Source organism: Candidatus Borrarchaeum sp., from assembly GCF_019058535.1.
In the GTDB taxonomy this organism is placed as follows: Archaea; Asgardarchaeota; Sifarchaeia; order Borrarchaeales; family Borrarchaeaceae; genus Borrarchaeum; species Borrarchaeum weybense.
The window spans coordinates 1-17,359 of sequence record NZ_JAHPYX010000040.1 but is presented as its reverse complement, the minus strand read 5'-3'; the positions used below and the strand labels follow the sequence as shown (position 1 = coordinate 17,359).

Annotated in this window: 15 protein-coding genes; 9 read left to right on the top strand and 6 right to left on the bottom strand. The window is 37.1% G+C overall.

The window, feature by feature from the left end; genetic code table 11:
* Nucleotides 1-360: 360 nt before the first annotated feature.
* Nucleotides 361-1,494, top strand: a complete 1,134-nt coding sequence (locus tag QVB70_RS02165) for a hypothetical protein (RefSeq protein ID WP_287582925.1) — start codon at nucleotides 361-363, stop codon at nucleotides 1,492-1,494.
* 238 nt (nucleotides 1,495-1,732) lie between these two features.
* On the opposite strand, the gene QVB70_RS02160 is transcribed toward QVB70_RS02165, so the two are convergent.
* Together QVB70_RS02160 and QVB70_RS02155 are read right to left on the bottom strand one after the other, a co-directional pair.
* Nucleotides 1,733-2,311, bottom strand: a complete 579-nt coding sequence (locus QVB70_RS02160; RefSeq protein WP_287582923.1) for an HDIG domain-containing metalloprotein — start codon at nucleotides 2,309-2,311, stop codon at nucleotides 1,733-1,735.
* On the bottom strand, nucleotides 2,298-2,678 hold the full coding sequence (locus QVB70_RS02155; RefSeq protein ID WP_287582921.1) for a hypothetical protein: 381 nt from the start codon (nucleotides 2,676-2,678) through the stop codon (nucleotides 2,298-2,300). The genes QVB70_RS02160 and QVB70_RS02155 overlap by 14 nt, the downstream gene beginning before the upstream one ends.
* 337 nt (nucleotides 2,679-3,015) lie before the next feature.
* Between QVB70_RS02155 and QVB70_RS02150 the strand changes: the two genes are divergently transcribed.
* The 7 genes from QVB70_RS02150 (at nucleotide 3,016) to QVB70_RS02120 (ending at nucleotide 10,544) form a co-directional block, all read left to right on the top strand.
* Nucleotides 3,016-3,498 carry an adenosine-specific kinase gene (locus QVB70_RS02150; RefSeq protein WP_287582919.1) on the top strand — a complete coding sequence of 161 codons (483 nt, stop codon included), beginning with the start codon at nucleotides 3,016-3,018 and terminating at the stop codon, nucleotides 3,496-3,498.
* A 133-nt stretch (nucleotides 3,499-3,631) separates the two neighbouring features.
* A complete protein-coding gene (locus QVB70_RS02145; RefSeq protein WP_287582917.1) occupies nucleotides 3,632-3,904 on the top strand; it encodes a hypothetical protein in 273 nt (90 codons plus the stop codon).
* Nucleotide 3,905: 1 nt separating this feature from the next.
* Nucleotides 3,906-5,168 carry a bifunctional sugar-1-phosphate nucleotidylyltransferase/acetyltransferase gene (glmU, locus tag QVB70_RS02140; protein ID WP_287582915.1) on the top strand — a complete coding sequence of 421 codons (1,263 nt, stop codon included), beginning with the start codon at nucleotides 3,906-3,908 and terminating at the stop codon, nucleotides 5,166-5,168.
* Nucleotides 5,169-5,285: 117 nt separating this feature from the next.
* Nucleotides 5,286-6,119 (top strand): VTT domain-containing protein, encoded by an 834-nt coding sequence (locus QVB70_RS02135; protein WP_287582913.1) that lies wholly within the window; start codon nucleotides 5,286-5,288, stop codon nucleotides 6,117-6,119.
* A gap of 117 nt (nucleotides 6,120-6,236) precedes the next feature.
* Nucleotides 6,237-6,974 (top strand): polyprenol monophosphomannose synthase, encoded by a 738-nt coding sequence (locus QVB70_RS02130; RefSeq protein WP_287582911.1) that lies wholly within the window; start codon nucleotides 6,237-6,239, stop codon nucleotides 6,972-6,974.
* Nucleotides 6,975-7,017: 43 nt separating this feature from the next.
* The gene (locus QVB70_RS02125) at nucleotides 7,018-9,138 is read left to right on the top strand and encodes a 6-pyruvoyl-tetrahydropterin synthase-related protein (RefSeq protein ID WP_287582909.1); all 2,121 of its coding nucleotides are present in this window, start codon (nucleotides 7,018-7,020) and stop codon (nucleotides 9,136-9,138) included.
* 68 nt (nucleotides 9,139-9,206) lie between these two features.
* Nucleotides 9,207-10,544 (top strand): endonuclease Q family protein, encoded by a 1,338-nt coding sequence (locus QVB70_RS02120; RefSeq protein WP_287582907.1) that lies wholly within the window; start codon nucleotides 9,207-9,209, stop codon nucleotides 10,542-10,544.
* Nucleotides 10,545-10,623: 79 nt separating this feature from the next.
* On the opposite strand, the gene acsC is transcribed toward QVB70_RS02120, so the two are convergent.
* The 3 genes from acsC to cdhC are packed head-to-tail and all read right to left on the bottom strand — an operon-like array spanning nucleotide 10,624 to nucleotide 14,782.
* Complete coding sequence (gene acsC, locus QVB70_RS02115; RefSeq protein WP_287582905.1) at nucleotides 10,624-12,036, bottom strand: acetyl-CoA decarbonylase/synthase complex subunit gamma; 1,413 nt, start codon at nucleotides 12,034-12,036, stop codon at nucleotides 10,624-10,626.
* Between the two features lie 15 nt (nucleotides 12,037-12,051).
* A complete protein-coding gene (gene cdhD, locus QVB70_RS02110) occupies nucleotides 12,052-13,290 on the bottom strand; it encodes a CO dehydrogenase/acetyl-CoA synthase subunit delta (protein WP_287582903.1) in 1,239 nt (412 codons plus the stop codon).
* 4 nt (nucleotides 13,291-13,294) lie between these two features.
* Complete coding sequence (cdhC, locus tag QVB70_RS02105) at nucleotides 13,295-14,782, bottom strand: CO dehydrogenase/CO-methylating acetyl-CoA synthase complex subunit beta (RefSeq protein ID WP_287582901.1); 1,488 nt, start codon at nucleotides 14,780-14,782, stop codon at nucleotides 13,295-13,297.
* Between the two features lie 477 nt (nucleotides 14,783-15,259).
* Between cdhC and QVB70_RS02100 the strand changes: the two genes are divergently transcribed.
* On the top strand, nucleotides 15,260-16,615 hold the full coding sequence (locus QVB70_RS02100; protein WP_287582899.1) for a hypothetical protein: 1,356 nt from the start codon (nucleotides 15,260-15,262) through the stop codon (nucleotides 16,613-16,615).
* A gap of 33 nt (nucleotides 16,616-16,648) precedes the next feature.
* Here the strand turns inward: QVB70_RS02100 and QVB70_RS02095 are convergent.
* On the bottom strand, nucleotides 16,649-17,359 hold a 711-nt coding region (locus tag QVB70_RS02095), incomplete at its 5' end, for a glycoside hydrolase family 15 protein (RefSeq protein WP_287582898.1).

Here is a 17,359-nt window from a genome sequence, read left to right as displayed (position 1 = left end):
GGATATGCGTCTTGAAATCTAAATGCATATTGTGTTTTGAAGCCATAAATACAAAGTTCCAATCCGAAGAAATCTATTGCTTGCAAATATTTTATTTTAAAGGTTTTATAGAACAGTTATTTTGTGATTCTCTGCCTATTTTCTCATCTTAAAAATATTAGTTAATGAATTAATATATTACAAAAAGTTTATCTCAGTCCTTGATTTATATTCTCATAATCAAGATTTGCAAGATATGACTTTCAACAAGGGAATTTTCTAACAAAAGTCAAGACATAATAGTAAATAAGCAGAGGTACATTTGTGATACTATCTCATAACTCAATAAATAAATATTAATGTCAGTTTAGAGGCGGAAAAATGAACTATGACAGTGTGTTTAAAGGAAGGGTCTCCATAAAAAATATTTACCGTGACTGGCTGAGATGGGTTCTTAGATCTTTTGTGGAAATTTTAGGCTATACTGAAAGGTCTGTTGGTCTATTACACAGTTCAGGGAGATATGCTGCGCATGCTCTGTTCAATGATTATTTTATAGAAAATAAGTTTGAAGAAACTGAAGTTGTCCCGCCACCTAATTTTGAAGATGTCCTGAAGTTTATTCAAAGGTTCTTAACTACAATAATTACTCCTCTTTCGAGCAAGATATCATTAACTCCAACGAATGAAACATCAGCTATACTTGATTTAAGAGAAAGTGTTTTTACGTATGAGGTACAAAATTCAAGGATACCTTTATGTAGTTTCATATCAGGCTTTATTGAGGCTTTATTGGAGCGTATGCTTAATTATTATAAAGATTTGCGCCATAAAGAATACTTTGCTCATGTGGTTGAGAGAAAATGCAAAGCCATGAATAACCCCTCGTGTAACTTCGAAATCAAGATACGTGAACAACCTATAGAGGGTGTAGCAACTACAACTGAAGATCTGATAGAAGATCCAACTCAATCTTCAAAACTTTCGGAAATCCAATCCTCAGTTGTCAACTGGATTAAGAAAAGAACCCGTTTTGATGAAGCTTATCGCAATTGGATAATTTATGTTTGGAGTTCAATTCTGCGAATTATGGGATTAAATGAAATTACGCAAGGAATATTGCATGCAACAGGTCGGCGTGCAGGGCAACAAGCATATCAAGAATATATCGATCACAGTGCGATAAAATTGCCCGAAACGTTCGAGAATATGATGTCCCTTCTAAAAGCTTTTGTCCAAGAAGTTTTAGTGGGTCTTTCAGATGTGGATGTAGAACTTCAGTTTTTAACGGAAAAAAAAGCGTTTTTAGTACTTCAAGAAAGCCCTTATACACTTGGTTTTCCCCAAGGAGCATTTATACCTGTTTGTGATGTTATAGCAGGAGAACTCGAAGCAAGCCTTGAACGTATTATAAATAAAGTTCATTATAAGGGGTCATCGAAAGCTTATGTAAGAGAAGTTCAGTGCAAAACATTGGGCGATCCTGTATGTAAATTTGAAGTGACTTTGGCTTAGTAAATATTTTCTCATCCTTTTGCTTGTCATTCGTAGCCCTCATTTGAGGCATCGGATCTCTAGGGTCCAGTTTCATATACAAATACGTGCTTCTTTTTACAAAGAAAACTTTCCGTCTTTTACGAGAAAAAGGGAAAAATAATAATTTTGAAGAGTGACAATTATAAAGACTGAGTACATTGAAAAAAGAAACCAAGAGTAACTTGCTGTCTCTTTTAGATAATAACAAAAAATATTCTCATTTGTTGGGATTTTTTTCAGTGTAATTTCCCATTAACTCAAGAACTTTTTTCTCTACACGTTTCGTTCTTCTGATGCTTTCATCTAGTAACTGGGTCCTACCATATTTTCGTATCCAATAAGAAAACCTTTTTTTTAAATCAACTACTCTTCTACCAGCAACTAGTTTGTCAGCATAACATATTATGAGTTCCTCTACGGTCTCAGGGATGAACTTTCTATTAGGAAATTCGAATTTTTTAGCAAATCTTTCTGAGATGCCACATAATACATGTCTTTCTACTATTCTTGCCAATTTAGAAGAATATCCTAATTTTCGAATTAGTTCTCCTCCTACAACCCCATGTCGTATACTGTTTTCATTATAACGTCCAATATCGTGGAGAAGTGCACTTGCCCTTATTAAGCCGATATTTACAGTCGTTAATCCTTTCTGAATAATTTTTTCAGCAATTTCAAGTGCTTTTTTGCACACCGCTTTTGAATGTTCAATGATGTTTTTATCTACACCATATTTGTTAAGCAACTCTAACGCTTCTTCTTCGCAAGGAAATTTGTCATCATCACTCTTGCTCATCTTGCTCATCTTGTTCAATCACTTTTTGTCTTACCTTAATTCCAGATTCTGTTCGTATAATTTCAAATGTTTTTTTTCTTGTAATTGTCTCCTTGTTCTCCACTTTCGAACTTTCTTTTTCAAAGGTTTTTATTTTTGTGCTAACATCTATCTTCGTTCTGTCTCTACTGCAGTCAGGACATACCACACTCTTATATGGCAGGGTACTATAACGAAAGACTATTTTGCCACATTTAGAGCAACGTAATGGTTCTTGAACTTCATCAAATCTTTTATGTTCTATTCTTTTCTTTTTTGCATAGTCTATGGTTTTTTTAATCATTGTTTCAATTTTCTTCATTTTTTCATCCTTTTCTTCAGAAGACATGAAGATCCTCTTCCTTTTGAAATTTTTAACCTTTAAATGATTATAGACATTTGGTTTTTATTACTGTGATTGATCTAAATCTGGTACTTCCTGCCGATCAAGTTAAAAAATATTACATACGTGAACTACCACCACCCTACAATCAGACTTCTCCCTGTGTTCCCCTGAAATTCATTTTACTAGATGTACTATACGTAAAAAGCTATTTAAAGCTGAGGGACACTACGGTGAAAGTGAAACACGTAAAACACGCAATTCATCCCCCCAACAAGTTGGGGGGTCTTCTTGCGGAAAGTATTATAAAGTTTCTAAAAGCACATCCTAAAGGGCGATCCAAATGGAATTAAAAACTGTTAAACTTGATATTCCAGAGGAGACTAATTGCATTCTTGGGCAGACACATTTTATCAAATCGATCGAAGATTTGTATGAGGCTTTAGCCGATTCTGCCCCAACCATAAAATTTGGAATTGCTTTTTGTGAAGCATCTGGACCATGCCTGATACGTACGGAGGGGAATGATGAAAACTTGATACAAATCGCGGCAAAAAATGCGATGAAAATTGGAGCAGGACATTCTTTTGTCATACATATGAAAAATGGTTATCCGATCAACGTCCTCAATCGAATAAAACTCGTTCCAGAGGTATGTGGAATTTTCTGTGCAACTGCTAATCCTGTAGAGATCATTGTTACTACTACTGAACAGGGAAACGGAATATTGGGCGTTATTGATGGCTTTTCTCCAAAAGGAATCGAAGGGGAACAAGAAAAGAAAGAACGAAAAGAATTTCTTAGAAAGATTGGCTACAAGCTTTAGTCTTCTTAATTTTCCAATTTCCTCTCAAAATATTTTTATTCGATAATATTCCGCCATTTGACTAGGAGTTCCATCATGACATCATTTTTTATGTCCGTGATCCATCAAAATGAAATTCAATGAGGCTATTTAAATGGCAGATTCACAAGAAAATAAGGAAACTGACAAAAAAAGATTATTTAGGCTTTACACTCTTTCTTTAAACTATTTTATGATATTTGTCTTAGCGACAGGATTGTTTATTGGAATGTTCCTTGCCTATCTTCTTTTTAAACCATTACAACTTTACCTTTATGTAGCCATTGCGTCATGTATAATCCTGATTCCTAGCTTGGTAGGATTTATAAGAACATATATCTTAGCCAAAAACGAAGTCAAACTTATTAAAAAAATGGAGGAGAAATAAATTGAAAGCATTAATCCTTGCTGCAGGTGAAGGAAGCAGACTAAGACCGCTCTCTGTAAACAGACCTAAACCTATGTTCAACATCTGTGGCAAACCAATCCTCGAACATATTATAGATTTGCTTAAGTCTGTGGGTATTACGGATCTTGTGGTGGTTGTAGGTTACCAAAAGGAATCCATTATAGATTATTTCGGGTCAGGGTTTGATTTTGAAGTAGATATAAAATATATAGTCCAAGAAAACCAAATTGGAATAGAAGATGCTATTTTAAAGTCAGAAAACGAATTAAAAGATGAAACTTATTTTCTACTTGCTCATGCTGACTTCTTTGTCGATAAGGAGATGGTTCAACGAACGATAGACACCTTTAATGAATTTAATGCTGATAGCACTATAGCACTAACACTTGCTCCTGATGTGAGTCGGTATGGTGTCGCAGCACTTGACGTATCAGATGGAAGAATAGAGCAAATTATAGAGAAACCTGTCCCAGGATCAGAATTAAGTAAATATGCGGTTTCAAGTTTGTATATGTTCCGTCCTGAGATTTTTAAACTCCTTAAGGAAAATCAGCAATTAGATCTGGCGATTAATCAACTATGTAAACGTGGAAATGTATATGCTGCTATCTGGGAAGGACAATGGATTGATGTAGAGTATCCATGGGATACATTGACTGCTGCTCAATTTGTTATGGATCGATTAATGAAAGAAGGGTCATACATCTCTAAAGATGCCGAGATAGATGGGAAAGTAGAAGGACCTGTTTGGATTTCAGACGGCGTAAAAATTCGCCCAGGAGCAGTTATTAAAGGACCGGTTTACATTGGGAAAGACACGTTTATTGGAGATAACTCATTGATCCGTGATCACACGGCTATTGAAAGCAATGTAGTAATTGGTTTTGGCGTCGAAATCAAAAATTCAGTAATACTCGGCAGTTCATTTATCAATCGCTTGAGCTTCATTGGCGATAGTGTTATTGCAAATAACGTTTACATAGGTGCAGGAACGCACATCATCAACTATAGCGCAGGAGAGACGATATATGCCCTTGTTAACGGAGATAAAATAGATACCGGACGAACTAAATTGGGCGCAATTATTGGAGACCAAACAACTCTTGAAGTAAATTGTAGCATTATGCCTGGACGAAAAATTGGCAATAAAGTGTGGGTAGGACCAGGAGTTGTAATAGATAAAGATATCGCACCAAATAAACGTGTCTTTGTTAATCAAGCTATCCAAGAGACAGATATGTAAATTGCGGCTTTCACTCCTTTTTTCACTATTTACCGTTCTTTGCGAATGAGTTATATATGGCCGTTTCGAGTTTTCACTAACAGTCTTCTTCGCAAAAATCAGAAAATTGTGATATGAATGCCTTTTGACAAAGAGCTCTTGCGTAGTAAACGAGTAAAAAATCTGATAATTGCTGGATTGTTTGTTGCCTTTTTTGGTGGGATGATTGCAATCGCTCTAATAGGTATAAACATTGGCGAACTCATGGTACGCTTCGTGCTCTATTTCCACTCCAACTACGGCGATCTTGGCGTTTACGTAGCCATCTTTTTAATCTCGATTATTGGAAACGTCTCTGTGATCATGCCAGTCCCCTACATAATTGCTCTGGCAATTATTGTTGTGGTACTTCCTATCAACCCATTACTCGTAGGCGTAGCTGCTGGATTTGGAGCATCCATAGGCGAACTTAGTGCATGGCTCCTGGGAAGAGGTACGAGCGAAATGATTGAAGATACTTCTTACGGAAAACGACTTGATTCACTCGCGAAATTGGTGAAAAAAGGCTATGGAATCCCTCTTATAATATTCTTTGCCGCAACACCACTGCCTGACGATCTGCTTCTAATTGTTTTAGGTATGGTGAACTATAATATAGGATATGCACTAGTTGCTTGTTTCATTGGCAAAGTGTTACTTGCAGTTGGTATTGCATATCTTGTTCGTAGTGCTGCGGAAACAGAAGCAGGTAGACAAGTCCTTCTTCTTTATGGAATCGACATTGAAGCTATCCGAAATGGACAAATAACTTCTTCTCAAGATCCAATCGTCCCAGTAGTTACTCTAATTATCACAATCTCAGTAATGCTCTTAGTGATTATGGTTGACTGGACGAAATATCTCCGAAAAGGGAAAGAAAAAGTTACTAACATGATTAAAAGAGAAAACAATCATCGAAATGAAGATCATTAGGCTTTTCGAAATACGTGGCAAACTTTAAATTTTGCATACTTGTAATTAGTTCTCTAGTGTTTATTTTCTTCTTCAATGAAATATGATTAGAGCATAGATTCGATAAGTGATAGTTCCATGAATGATCGTGAGAATCCGTTAGTTTCAATTGTTTTACCCACGTACAACGAGCGAGAGAACATTGAAACTCTTGTTCCAAAGATAATTGACGTTTTTAAGGAGAATGATCTTCATGGTGAACTAATTATTGTTGATGATAATAGTCCGGATGGAACTGGAGAGCTTGCGGACACTTTAGCAAAAAAATTCCCAAATATTACGGTAATCCACCGAAAAGTTAAGTCTGGCCTTGGATCAGCGTATAAAGCGGGATTCAAAAAGGCATCTGGCAAAATTGCCATGGAAATGGACGCTGATCACTCGCATAATCCGCGAGACATTCCAAGACTTGTAGATGCAGTACTTAAAGGTTATGATCTAGCTATTGGCTCGCGCTACATCGTGGGTGGAAACATTGTAGGCTGGGGAATTTACCGTAAAATGGTCTCGAAGGGTGCCAATACTTTAGCAGCATTAATACTGCAAATAAATAGATTTGCAAAAGATGTTACAAGTGGATACAGGGCCTATCGTGCTAAAGTCCTGAATAAAATTGATATGTCCGCTGTAAAAAGCTCAGGCTATGCTTTTCAACTTGACATGTTAGTAGAAACCTTGAGAAATAGATTTAAAGTGAAAGAAGTGCCAATTACCTTTATAGATCGTCGTATCGGGGAGTCAAAACTTGGATTAAATGACATTTTGGGCTTTTTTTTAACGGTGCTGAGAGTTAGATTCAAAAAGTTACGTTTATAACTTACTCAAGAATTTTCCTTAAATGAGAGAGAGGCCTTATTAAATGAGGACCAGATTTATTCAACTAGAAAAATGTCATTACTGGCTTTTTTTTATTTCTCTCTATTTCTTTGCAATAGCATCCTGGATACTCCCCCCTGGTATTCCAGGTGGTGTTGATACCAATTCACATATATTTAAGATTCTATATCTCTCTAGATATGGTCTTTTAAAACCTTGGTGTCACGCCTGGTATGCAGGGTATCCATTTCTTCTTTATTATCCTCCAGCAAGTTATTATTTATCAGCAAGTTTATCAACAGGCTCATCAGCACTTCTTTCTTTCAAAATTCTCTCTATTATCTTCTTTTCTTCAACACCTTTTTGTGCCTATTATCTTGCAAAAAATCTAAGTTTTAATGAGAATGAATCAATTTTAGCCGCTTTTCTTTTAGGACTGTCTCCAGTTTTCATTATGAATTTATTATATTACGGTAGATTTCCGAATGTTGTAGCGTTTCCTTTAGTATGTCTTACTTTAGGAAAATTTATTCATTCATACAAAAAGAATGGCTCTTTTGTGATTCCAGGTCTTCTACTGGGATCCTTAATTCTTATACATCATTTAAGTGCGTTTATCGGATTTTTCTTACTGTGCATGTTTTCAATATTCGAAGTTGTATATTCTCGCAATCTTATAATTGTTAAACTCTTATCTTTGGTGACACTGGCAGCTTTGGCAATTGCTGCAGTATGGATTATACCATTCATTGTAAATATCAACTATTATGGTAATTTCTTGAATCCTTCAGCACCTATTCTATCACTTAAAGTACTTCTTAGATTTTATATTTCGATAATTGGCTTATCTCACATCTTACTGAGCGCAGTGTTATTTTTTTTGGTCTTATATAGCATATTACCTTCAAAAAAAGATAAAAGAATCAGAATAGTGTTTGCTTTAGTATTTTTTGCGATTATTATTTCCTACACGTTTTACGCTTTTTTAAACAATGGGTTTATTGTTACCATAAAGCACATGTTGCTTCTGCTTATTTGCGTAACTCTCATACTTTTTATCTATATTTCCCCTCAATTCACAAAATCTCAGTTTACCTTTGATATAAACATGATTTTTTGCTTTAGTTGGTTTGTATTATTCTTCTGGCTGACATTAGGTCCTCGTGCGATTCTTTTCTCGATTTTTCCTTTAAATCAAAATTTAGATATTTTACGATTTATGCTCTATGCTTCTATACCAGTTTCGTTGCTGGGGGCTCGAATGTTCCTCTTTCTTGTGACCTTCTTCAAGGATAATTACCATACTATTTCATTCTCAAATAGGCTTGTATCATCTTTACTCCTATCTCTAATCATCTTTTCTTTTATAGTACCATTTATTCAACCAAGGTATGGACAAGGAGGAACACTTTATGCTGAAGATATATTTCAAAAGAACCAAGAGATCCCACAACAGCTTATCACATATTTAAGAGACTCTGAGGCATATGGACGAATTCTCTCAATAAAAAGCCCCTCTTGGATCTATTCTCTCCCATATTACACTGATAAACCCTTATTAGATGGTTGGTTCCCGCAAGCACGGTTTCTCCATCCTTTTCAGAATCTTACATCATATACCATCAATGATCTTGTCCCTTCAGAAGAATGGGTTTACGAATATTTACTTGAACGAGCTTCTCTTTACGGGATAAAATGGGTGTTAATCGGATCAGAAGAAAAACTCCAGTTGCTTCAAGCACATCAATTTCACCTTATACTAAATATTGATTCACTCTATCTCTATGAAGCAAACTTTAATGTGTCATTCATAGATGTAAAAATAGGTCATGCTGAAATAACTTATGAACGGCCAGATCCAGATAAGATCTTGATTAAAGTAACAAAAAATACTCCCCGAATAGAACTCCTTGTTAAAGAAGTGTATTTTCCCTATTGGCAAGTTGAGACTACTGAAAATCTTGTCGAAATCAAAATGAGTGAAATTGGATTTATTGAATTGTCCATAGATTCTGAAAATATGGCATTTGAAATTCTGTTATTCTATAAATATCCACTTTGGCAACGAATCGTTCCATTTTCTGTTTCTATTATCGCAATCTTGAGCTGTTGTTTTGTGTATTTCAAATTTGATCTCGAAAATAAATTAGAATATCCTTCGTGAAAAAAATTTAAACAAAAGACCCCAAACAACGAAGAATATATAATACAATTGCATGGAGCGATCTTTATTTGGTTTTCTTTGTCGATTTTCATGTTCATTCGAAATATTCTGGCGGTACTTCAAAAAAAATGGATTTGGAGAATTTAGCCCATTACGGACCTCTTAAAGGACTAGACTTAATTGGAACAGGAGACATTACTCATCCTAATTGGCTTGCAGAATTAAGAGAAAAATTGACTCCACTCGAAGGCAGTAAATTATTCTCATATAATAGTATGAATTTTATCTTAACTGGAGAAGTCAATACTATTTTTGAGTATGAAGGAAAAAGCAAGCAGATTCACCAACATTTACTTGTCCCAAGTTTTGATGCTGCTATACAATTAAATGATGTTCTATCCAAATATGGGAAGCTGTCTAGTGATGGTCGCCCAGATTTAAGGATGACTCCTGCTGAACTACTTGAAATAATGAAAGAAACTGATAAAGAGATCGAATGCATTCCTGCTCATATTTGGACAACTTATTTTTCTGTTTTAGGAGCACGTGGCTTTAATTCCCTAGAAGAATGTTATCAAGACAAAATTGATGAAATTCATGCGCTTGAAACAGGTCTTTCTTCTGATTTGGCTATGAATTGGAGGATTTCAGCTTTAGATAAATACATATTCGTTAGCAATAGCGACTGTCACTCACCTTGGCCCTGGCGTATCGGAAGAGAAGCCAATGTTTTCAACTTAAATGAATTGACTTATACAAATTTGATTAATGCTATAAGAAATAAAAATATCCTAGAATTTCCAATGACTATAGAAGTTAATCCTGCTTATGGAAAATACCATTATGATGGTCATAGAAAAGGACGGATTTATTACAAAGATGGAAACAAAAATGAACATGAATATGGTGTCAGAATGCACCCTAATTATGCTATTGAGCGAAATAATTGCCTTTGTCCAATTTGTAATAAACCTTTCACAGTTGGAGTTCTTCATCGAATAGAAGAACTTGCAGATCGAGAAGAAGGATATAAACCAGAAAAGAAACAAGATTTTAAGACGTTAATTCCACTTTCAGAAATCATTGCTGTAGCCAAAGATATTGCTACAATTTATGCTAAAAGTGTATGGTCAGAATATCAAAAACTAATATATGCATTCGGTAACGAGTTTGAAGTTCTATTAAATAGTTCTCTAGAAGAATTACTTGAAGTTACCACAGCAGACATTGCAAATACAATTTTAAAAACGCGTCTAAATCAATTACATATTTCTCCAGGATATGATGGGGAATATGGTCGCTTACTGCTGGAGGGAAGGTCTAACAAGAATGAAGTACTTGATTATGTCCCTCCACCGCTTAAAAAAGAAACAACTCGACAATTGAGCCTAGATGAATTCAAATAGAGCAAAGTGAACTACCTCAGGCTCAAGCTGTGAGGCTTTCTTGTGCCGTTTCCTATAAAAAAAGAAAAGAGAAAAGAAATTAGGCGGTAGCTTCAGCGGTCCATTTTTCCTTCAAAAACTTCTGAATACCACTGGAATCACGCGGTCCTACTAAAACCGTCCAGCCTCCTGTAGCATCTTCAGTTTCTCCGCTAATTCGCGAAGCCATTCCTGGAATGATAACTTTTCTGTGTTTGACTTTGTCCTCGATACCCGTGTCTTTAAATAGGTCAGCTACCTTTTCTGCACTGAGTTGTCCGCCTGCCACCGCACTCTCAACACCAATCCCTTCAGTATCTACCGCTAACAACCAACTATCTATCTTAGCCTGCTCAAGATCTGATTTTACTGTGTAGAAAGTAAGCGCAAAGTTCGTCGTCAAGAAAACAGGACTGTTTTCATCGGGGTTACCAATTACAGTTAGACCAGGTTCTACTGAAGGATGTATTCGTGGGTCTTGATAGATAGATTGTCTTAGGGTTTGAAGTGCTAGGTGAGACCAAAGTTCAATATTATGAATAACCATCAAGCTTGCGAATCTATTAATTAACATTGCTCCTACAATCGTTTCATTCCATGCTGTTTCAACACCTTTATCGGCTTCTAAGTACACTGTAGCTGGGACTGCTATTAATGGATGTCCAACGTTTTCGTTACTAGCTTGAATCGCTGCCACTCTAAGCATAGTGAAATTATTTAACGTACGACCTATATTCTCGCCACCGTAAGTACCAGGGTCAAGTACGAGATCATCAAGTCCAGTTTTGCGAAGTGCGACTACTACGGACTGTAACATGGTTAGATCGGTAGAAAAGACTGCTAGGGGACAATTATATTCACGTGCTAATTGTGCCATGTCTTTCCAATTTGCTAATGTGGCGGCGTATATAAGAGGAAGTCTGTCCTTTGCAGCTTCTAAACCTGCTTTCATTACTTTAGGGTCAAAACTGCACAACATAATAGGCATCTTTGTTAGTTTGAGTACCTCTTTGATAGCATTTGCAAATTTAGTAGGATCTTTTGAAACGGAGCGTACTGCGATCCCATTGAGGTTCAGATATTCACCAATTCTAAACAATTTATATTCATCAACAAATTTCACACGCTCAGTCAGTTCTTTATTCTCCATTTCGTCATGAACATCTACAAAGAATTTTGTTTCGTTGTAAAATGTTAATTGATGACGATATACGACCTCTTCTCCTCCAATAATAACTGACTTCTCACCAGTACCGATTCTAACAGGTTGAACTGGAGGTCGAAGTATTGCTATCAAAGTATCCTTATTTTCTTGATAATTTGGCTCTTCGAATAGTGGTGTGCAATCTTTTAATTCTACTCCGCGTTCGATGAGTTTCATGGCAAATGCCATGCACGTCTCTTCGCCACAAATTTTGCAATTCGTTTTTGGAAGGTATTTGAAAATATCCAGCGGTTTTAATCTCTTGCTCATTCTTCATCCCTCACTTCATTTCATTGTTATCCATTCGCCGATTGGCGGCAAATCCCTCTCTGTTGTATCTAAGAATGCTTTCACGAGTTCCTTGAACCCTGCAACTGCACCTGGATGCATCATCATTAGCAGGTCAGCTCCCGCCAGCATCACGGACATAGCACTCAATGTCTCCCATAGTGGTCCTCTCAAATCCCGTGAGCCCCATGGCAAGCCGAACTGCGCGCATTTTTTGTCACTTAACCACGCTTCTCGAGCACCCCATGCATTTGTAGTTCCAGAAGATATGGGCATCTGAAGTATCTCATCACCTTTAAGTGCCGCAAGTTTTACTCGCTCCATGATCGAGTAGGTATACTCCAAACCGTATCCCAATGATGCGGTTGTTGGGTCGATAATCATTCTTTCTCTAGGAAATCCTTCCTCCATTATTAGTGTATTAAGTTTTCTCTGATCGTTTATTTCCATCTGCGTCCAACTAAGCACGACATGACCATATTTCTTTGCAGCATCTACAACGGGTTTATAGATATGCATATCAGCTGAATTAAGTAATACTGCTTCTCCATCTGCAACTTCTGCCGCCCTTGTTAATACTTCTGGATCTTTATCTTTATTTCCAGATCCTCCAATAATTATTGGACACTTCACAGCCTGAAGTACCTCTTCGACTGTTTTTGCAGCATCTTTTGCAGATGTGTCCTGTAGATAAGGATCTGTTGATATCAAATGTATTGTAACCATATCAGCGTTGAACTTATCAACGCATCTTTTTGCCCATTCCCCAGGATCTTCTATGACGTCATCTATATGCGTGCGAACAGCCTTAGCGAGTGTGATAGGCATATCGAACACGTCTAAGCTAACGACGGGAGGATTAGGTGTTTCGCGTAACCATTTATAGAAGGGCATGATGTTTTGTCCGCCAAGTTTTACTGAATAGTCGCGGGTGCCACCTTCTGATTTTGTTGCACCAATTTGAACCTCAACAACCTCCCCGGGATACTCTATAGCAGGAGGCTCAAACTCTATCTCCTGAAATTCTGGCAATCTAGGTTTTTCAAGTTCTGGTTTAAGCATAGCCTGCTGAGGTACTATAGGCATTTGTACGGGAGATTTCGTTGCCGAAGGGAGAAGCATACGCGTTGCAAGCGATAGAATTAACTCATCTGCCTCAAGTTTAACGTTTTCCAGTTCAATCTCTTCAACTTTACCTAGAAGTGCGAGTAGTTCTTCTAACGATGTGCTTGCCATTTTATCATCCCTTCTTTTCTCGTTTAATATACGCTTTCTCTGCAAAAATCTTGACGCCTTTCAAGACTAAGGTGATTTTATCTTCGCCGCCGCCTGGTGGAACTAATCCTGGGAGAGAGATAAATCCTTGAAGTTGGATGCCACCCATTCCAGGCATTGCTGTGATCGGCACGTTCATCTGAGGAACTTGCATCGGCTGAGGCATTTTATATTGCATCTCAGGAGTTGGTGCTGCTGCTTCTGCCGGTATTTCTGGCGCTTCTTCGATTGCTTCTTCAACCCATTTTTCAACTACTGGGTGCTGTTTCTCTTTCAAAAATGCTTCTAGGTCTTCTACGGCCATTGCATCATTTTCTGTTGCTACTTTGTCAAAGAGTTCTTCTGGTATTCCGTCCTTTACACGCTCTTTTATGTCTGCGGGCGCCCATACAACACGCGACCATCCTCCATCTGCTTGGAGAAACTTAGGTGACCGCATGTATTCAATAGAGATTCCAAGAAAACCTTCAGTCTGGAGACCTCCACCAACAGATGTCGCCATTGTTGAAAAGGCTAAACCGTTGACGGTTGGTCCACGAAAATCTCTGTGAGCAAGTGCGATTCCATCGACTTCTGGGATGTAGAACGCGATAGCTTCGAAACAGCCGCAACTCGTGTGAGGATATTCGAAGATTGTATGCAAATAGACTCGCTCTACCTCTCCGAGCGACTTTTCTTTCACTGCCTCATTTGCCCCAGTATATTCACCTTTGATCGGATCAAGACATTCTCCTTTTTCAATTTTGAAGTTTGGACCTTTAGGATCGATTCTTGCAGATGCACGGGCATCAAACCATGAAATAGCTCCACATAACGCCATTCTTTGTGGAGTGATGACACAACAATGGCTAGGTGCAAAAGATTGACAGAGAACGCATCCATAGAATTCTTCAACGTCATCATCGCTGAGTGCTCTAGCTCTTGCGTCTCGTGCTTCATAGATCTGCAATGCCTCTTCATAGCCCTGCTCTGCTTTCTTCGGATCGGTAATAAATCGCATCTGACATTTCTCAATGATAGATAGTTCTGCTTTGTAAAGTCGCATCAGAATTGTACCAATGTACTGGAAAGAATTCAAACCCTTTTTGAACGCATCTTTTGATACACGACACCAAATGTCATAACGCTGATTTAGATGCATAAAACCCTGGATATAGTTGCAAAATTCGTGCATACGCCGTTCAATGACACCCTCAAGTTCTTCTTCGACTTGCTCTCCTGCAACTTCTATGACCATTCCAAAGGGATAACTTTTTCCTTCTTCCAATTCCGAAATATCTGGTCCTTCTATGATTACTTTCATGTCCTCTATTTCATCCATCTTTTTTGCCCGGCACAGTTCGTACTTGTGCTCAATCTTCGGTCCTCCGAACTCAACAAGCATCTGCGCCTTGCGAACGCGCTCACCCTCATAGATGACGCCCACCTCAACGGGCATATCCTCAAAACTCATTTTTACACCTCTTCTGATTCTCTAATAATAGGAAACTTCTGACTCCTACGCATGGGAGCAGAAGTCGAGAAAATAATTTTTATCTTCCATATGCTATATTAGTTTGATACATGTATTTTGTGGTTGATAGCATCAACGGATTTGCATAGTTACCATGTTTTTAAAAGGATTACCTTTTAGAATAATTCTTTTAAAACGATCACAAACTATCACTTTAAACTGGCAGTTTAAAGTGGCACATCTTGAGGATTTTAAATCGAGTAACGCAATAAAAACGCTCAAAATCACAAAAGCATTTAATTACTATGAATGGGCTATATAGCTGTAAAATAACGCGATATTAAAGTAAGTTAAGGTTATATGGTAAGTTCTTATTACTTGATGAATATAGTATATAGATAATTAATTGAGTTCTATTTAGAAGGAACATATTTTCATTACGAGAAAGATAAGTTCGTACAAAGGTGAAGAAACAAATTGAAGATGAAAGTAGCAATCACAGAGAGAGAACTAAGATATGAAGAGAAAAGCAGGGATACAGTCGTTGAGAAATACGAAACGACCTACGATGATATGTACAAACAACTAGAAAAACTCGTGGAAGAACGTGACACACTTAGCCTTTTCAAATTTATCCAATCCGATCTTGAACGACAAAAATATCTAATAATGACGCATGAATGGGCGAAAGCTAAGGGCCTTTCAGAAATGATAGGATTTCTCCTAAAATTACCTGGACTTAAGGTCGAAGAAAGATATGTAATGTACACATTTCTCGCTTTCTCAAAAGGCATATCTATACAAGGTGTTGTAGATGCAGATCACCCAGGCGACCTTGAGAGAGTAATATTCCAAGTTTTTCCAGCAGCAGGCGGTCTAAAAGACTATTATTTTCTTAATACCGCCGCGCACGGCTTTCCAGTGTTGATGAAAGACGATCTTGGAAAACATAAAACATTAAAAGATGCCGTAAAAGGATGCGAAGTTTTTCTCCAACCAGGAGATCATGCCATGGGACTATTAAAGCCCGAAGAGTTAACAACTCGTGTCCATTTCGAAAAGGTATATTCAAAGATAGTCAACTCGTCTACTTTTATACACCTGTTCGTAGACGGCTTAGCAAGATTCTTTCGACGATTAACTGGGATATTAAGACCACATTCTCCCTTTGATGCTAAACGCTATTACGAATTCTACTTTTTGGAATCAGATGAGTTAAAGGGCTTAGATATAGACCTAGATAGATACATGAATCAGATATTTGACCTTGACCGGAGATTGAAGGAGAGAATAAAAGAAATTGGAAATTTCAAGTATAAACTTAAGAAAAATTATTATTTCTTTAGGAATTGGATAGCAAAAAAGTTTAAACGCACTACAGTTTGGAATAAGTATTTGCAGTTGAATAAATTTGAGAGTATCCTTTGGCGGACACCTATTTTTCTGCAAGATAATGAATTAAGCGAATATAGAAAAGAAGAACTAACACAAGTTGTTTTTACTGATGATGATTACATACAAACAATTGAGCAATTAGAATTATACATTGCTAGAATTGAAAGACGAATTGACCTTTTGAAAAAGATGAGTTTTGAGAATCAAGACAAGTATTTCAATTTGGATGCTATTAATAAATTTGCAGATCTAAGTGTCTGGGCAAAAATAGCCGTTCCAAGTGCAATTGACACGCTTTTCAACAAAACTTTATGGGATTGGGCATACCCAGAAAAGGCTCCGCTCGGCCAAAAGATCTTTCGCGTATTTGCGTCACCTGCAAGCTTCTTCTTTTACAAGTTTATCCAAAGATATTTGATACGAAAAGTTAAAGCTTAAGATGAATTCTCTCTTTGAGAGTTCATTCTTTTTTTATTTAGCTAATTTCTTTGCTAACTGCTTAAAAGCAATTAAATACTGCGCATGTGACCATGTTAATGGCACAACACTTAATGGATTTCCATTAGAATCAACTTGTTCTGGAAGTAGATAGGTCTCTAAAGCATTGTCTGCAACTAGATGAAATAATCTAATAGCTTTTTTGGTCTCATTAATCCAGAGATAATATTCCGCAAGAAATAGTGTGCAGATAATCCAAGGATTTTCATAACCTTGATAATTATCACCTTGATATCTGAAAACTCCACGTTCTTTCAAAAGATGATCTTCTATTGCTTTCATGGTAGAACGCACACGTTCATCTGAAGGTGGAAGGACATCAAAAAACCAAATGCCAAATAACGATGAATCGATAGTATCGTCTTCTGGTTTTATTGATCTTCTAAATCTCTGGGTATTTGGATTCCATAGGAATCTCTGGATCGCCTCTTTTATCTCCTCTGCCCCTTCATGCCAACGTTTTGAAAAACCCAGTTTTCCGAGATTGTGGGCGATTCTAGATGCTCCTAAGAGCCCGCCATAAACAGCAGAAGACGAATAAGTGAAGATTCCCTTTCTTTCCTCCCAAAGATCATAGCTTATAGGCTTCGGCAGTTTGGTTTCTTCGTCTCTCCATTTCATTAGAAATTCTGTTGCGTCTTTTATCATTTCCCACAATTTATGGTTTCTTAGATACTCTAGATC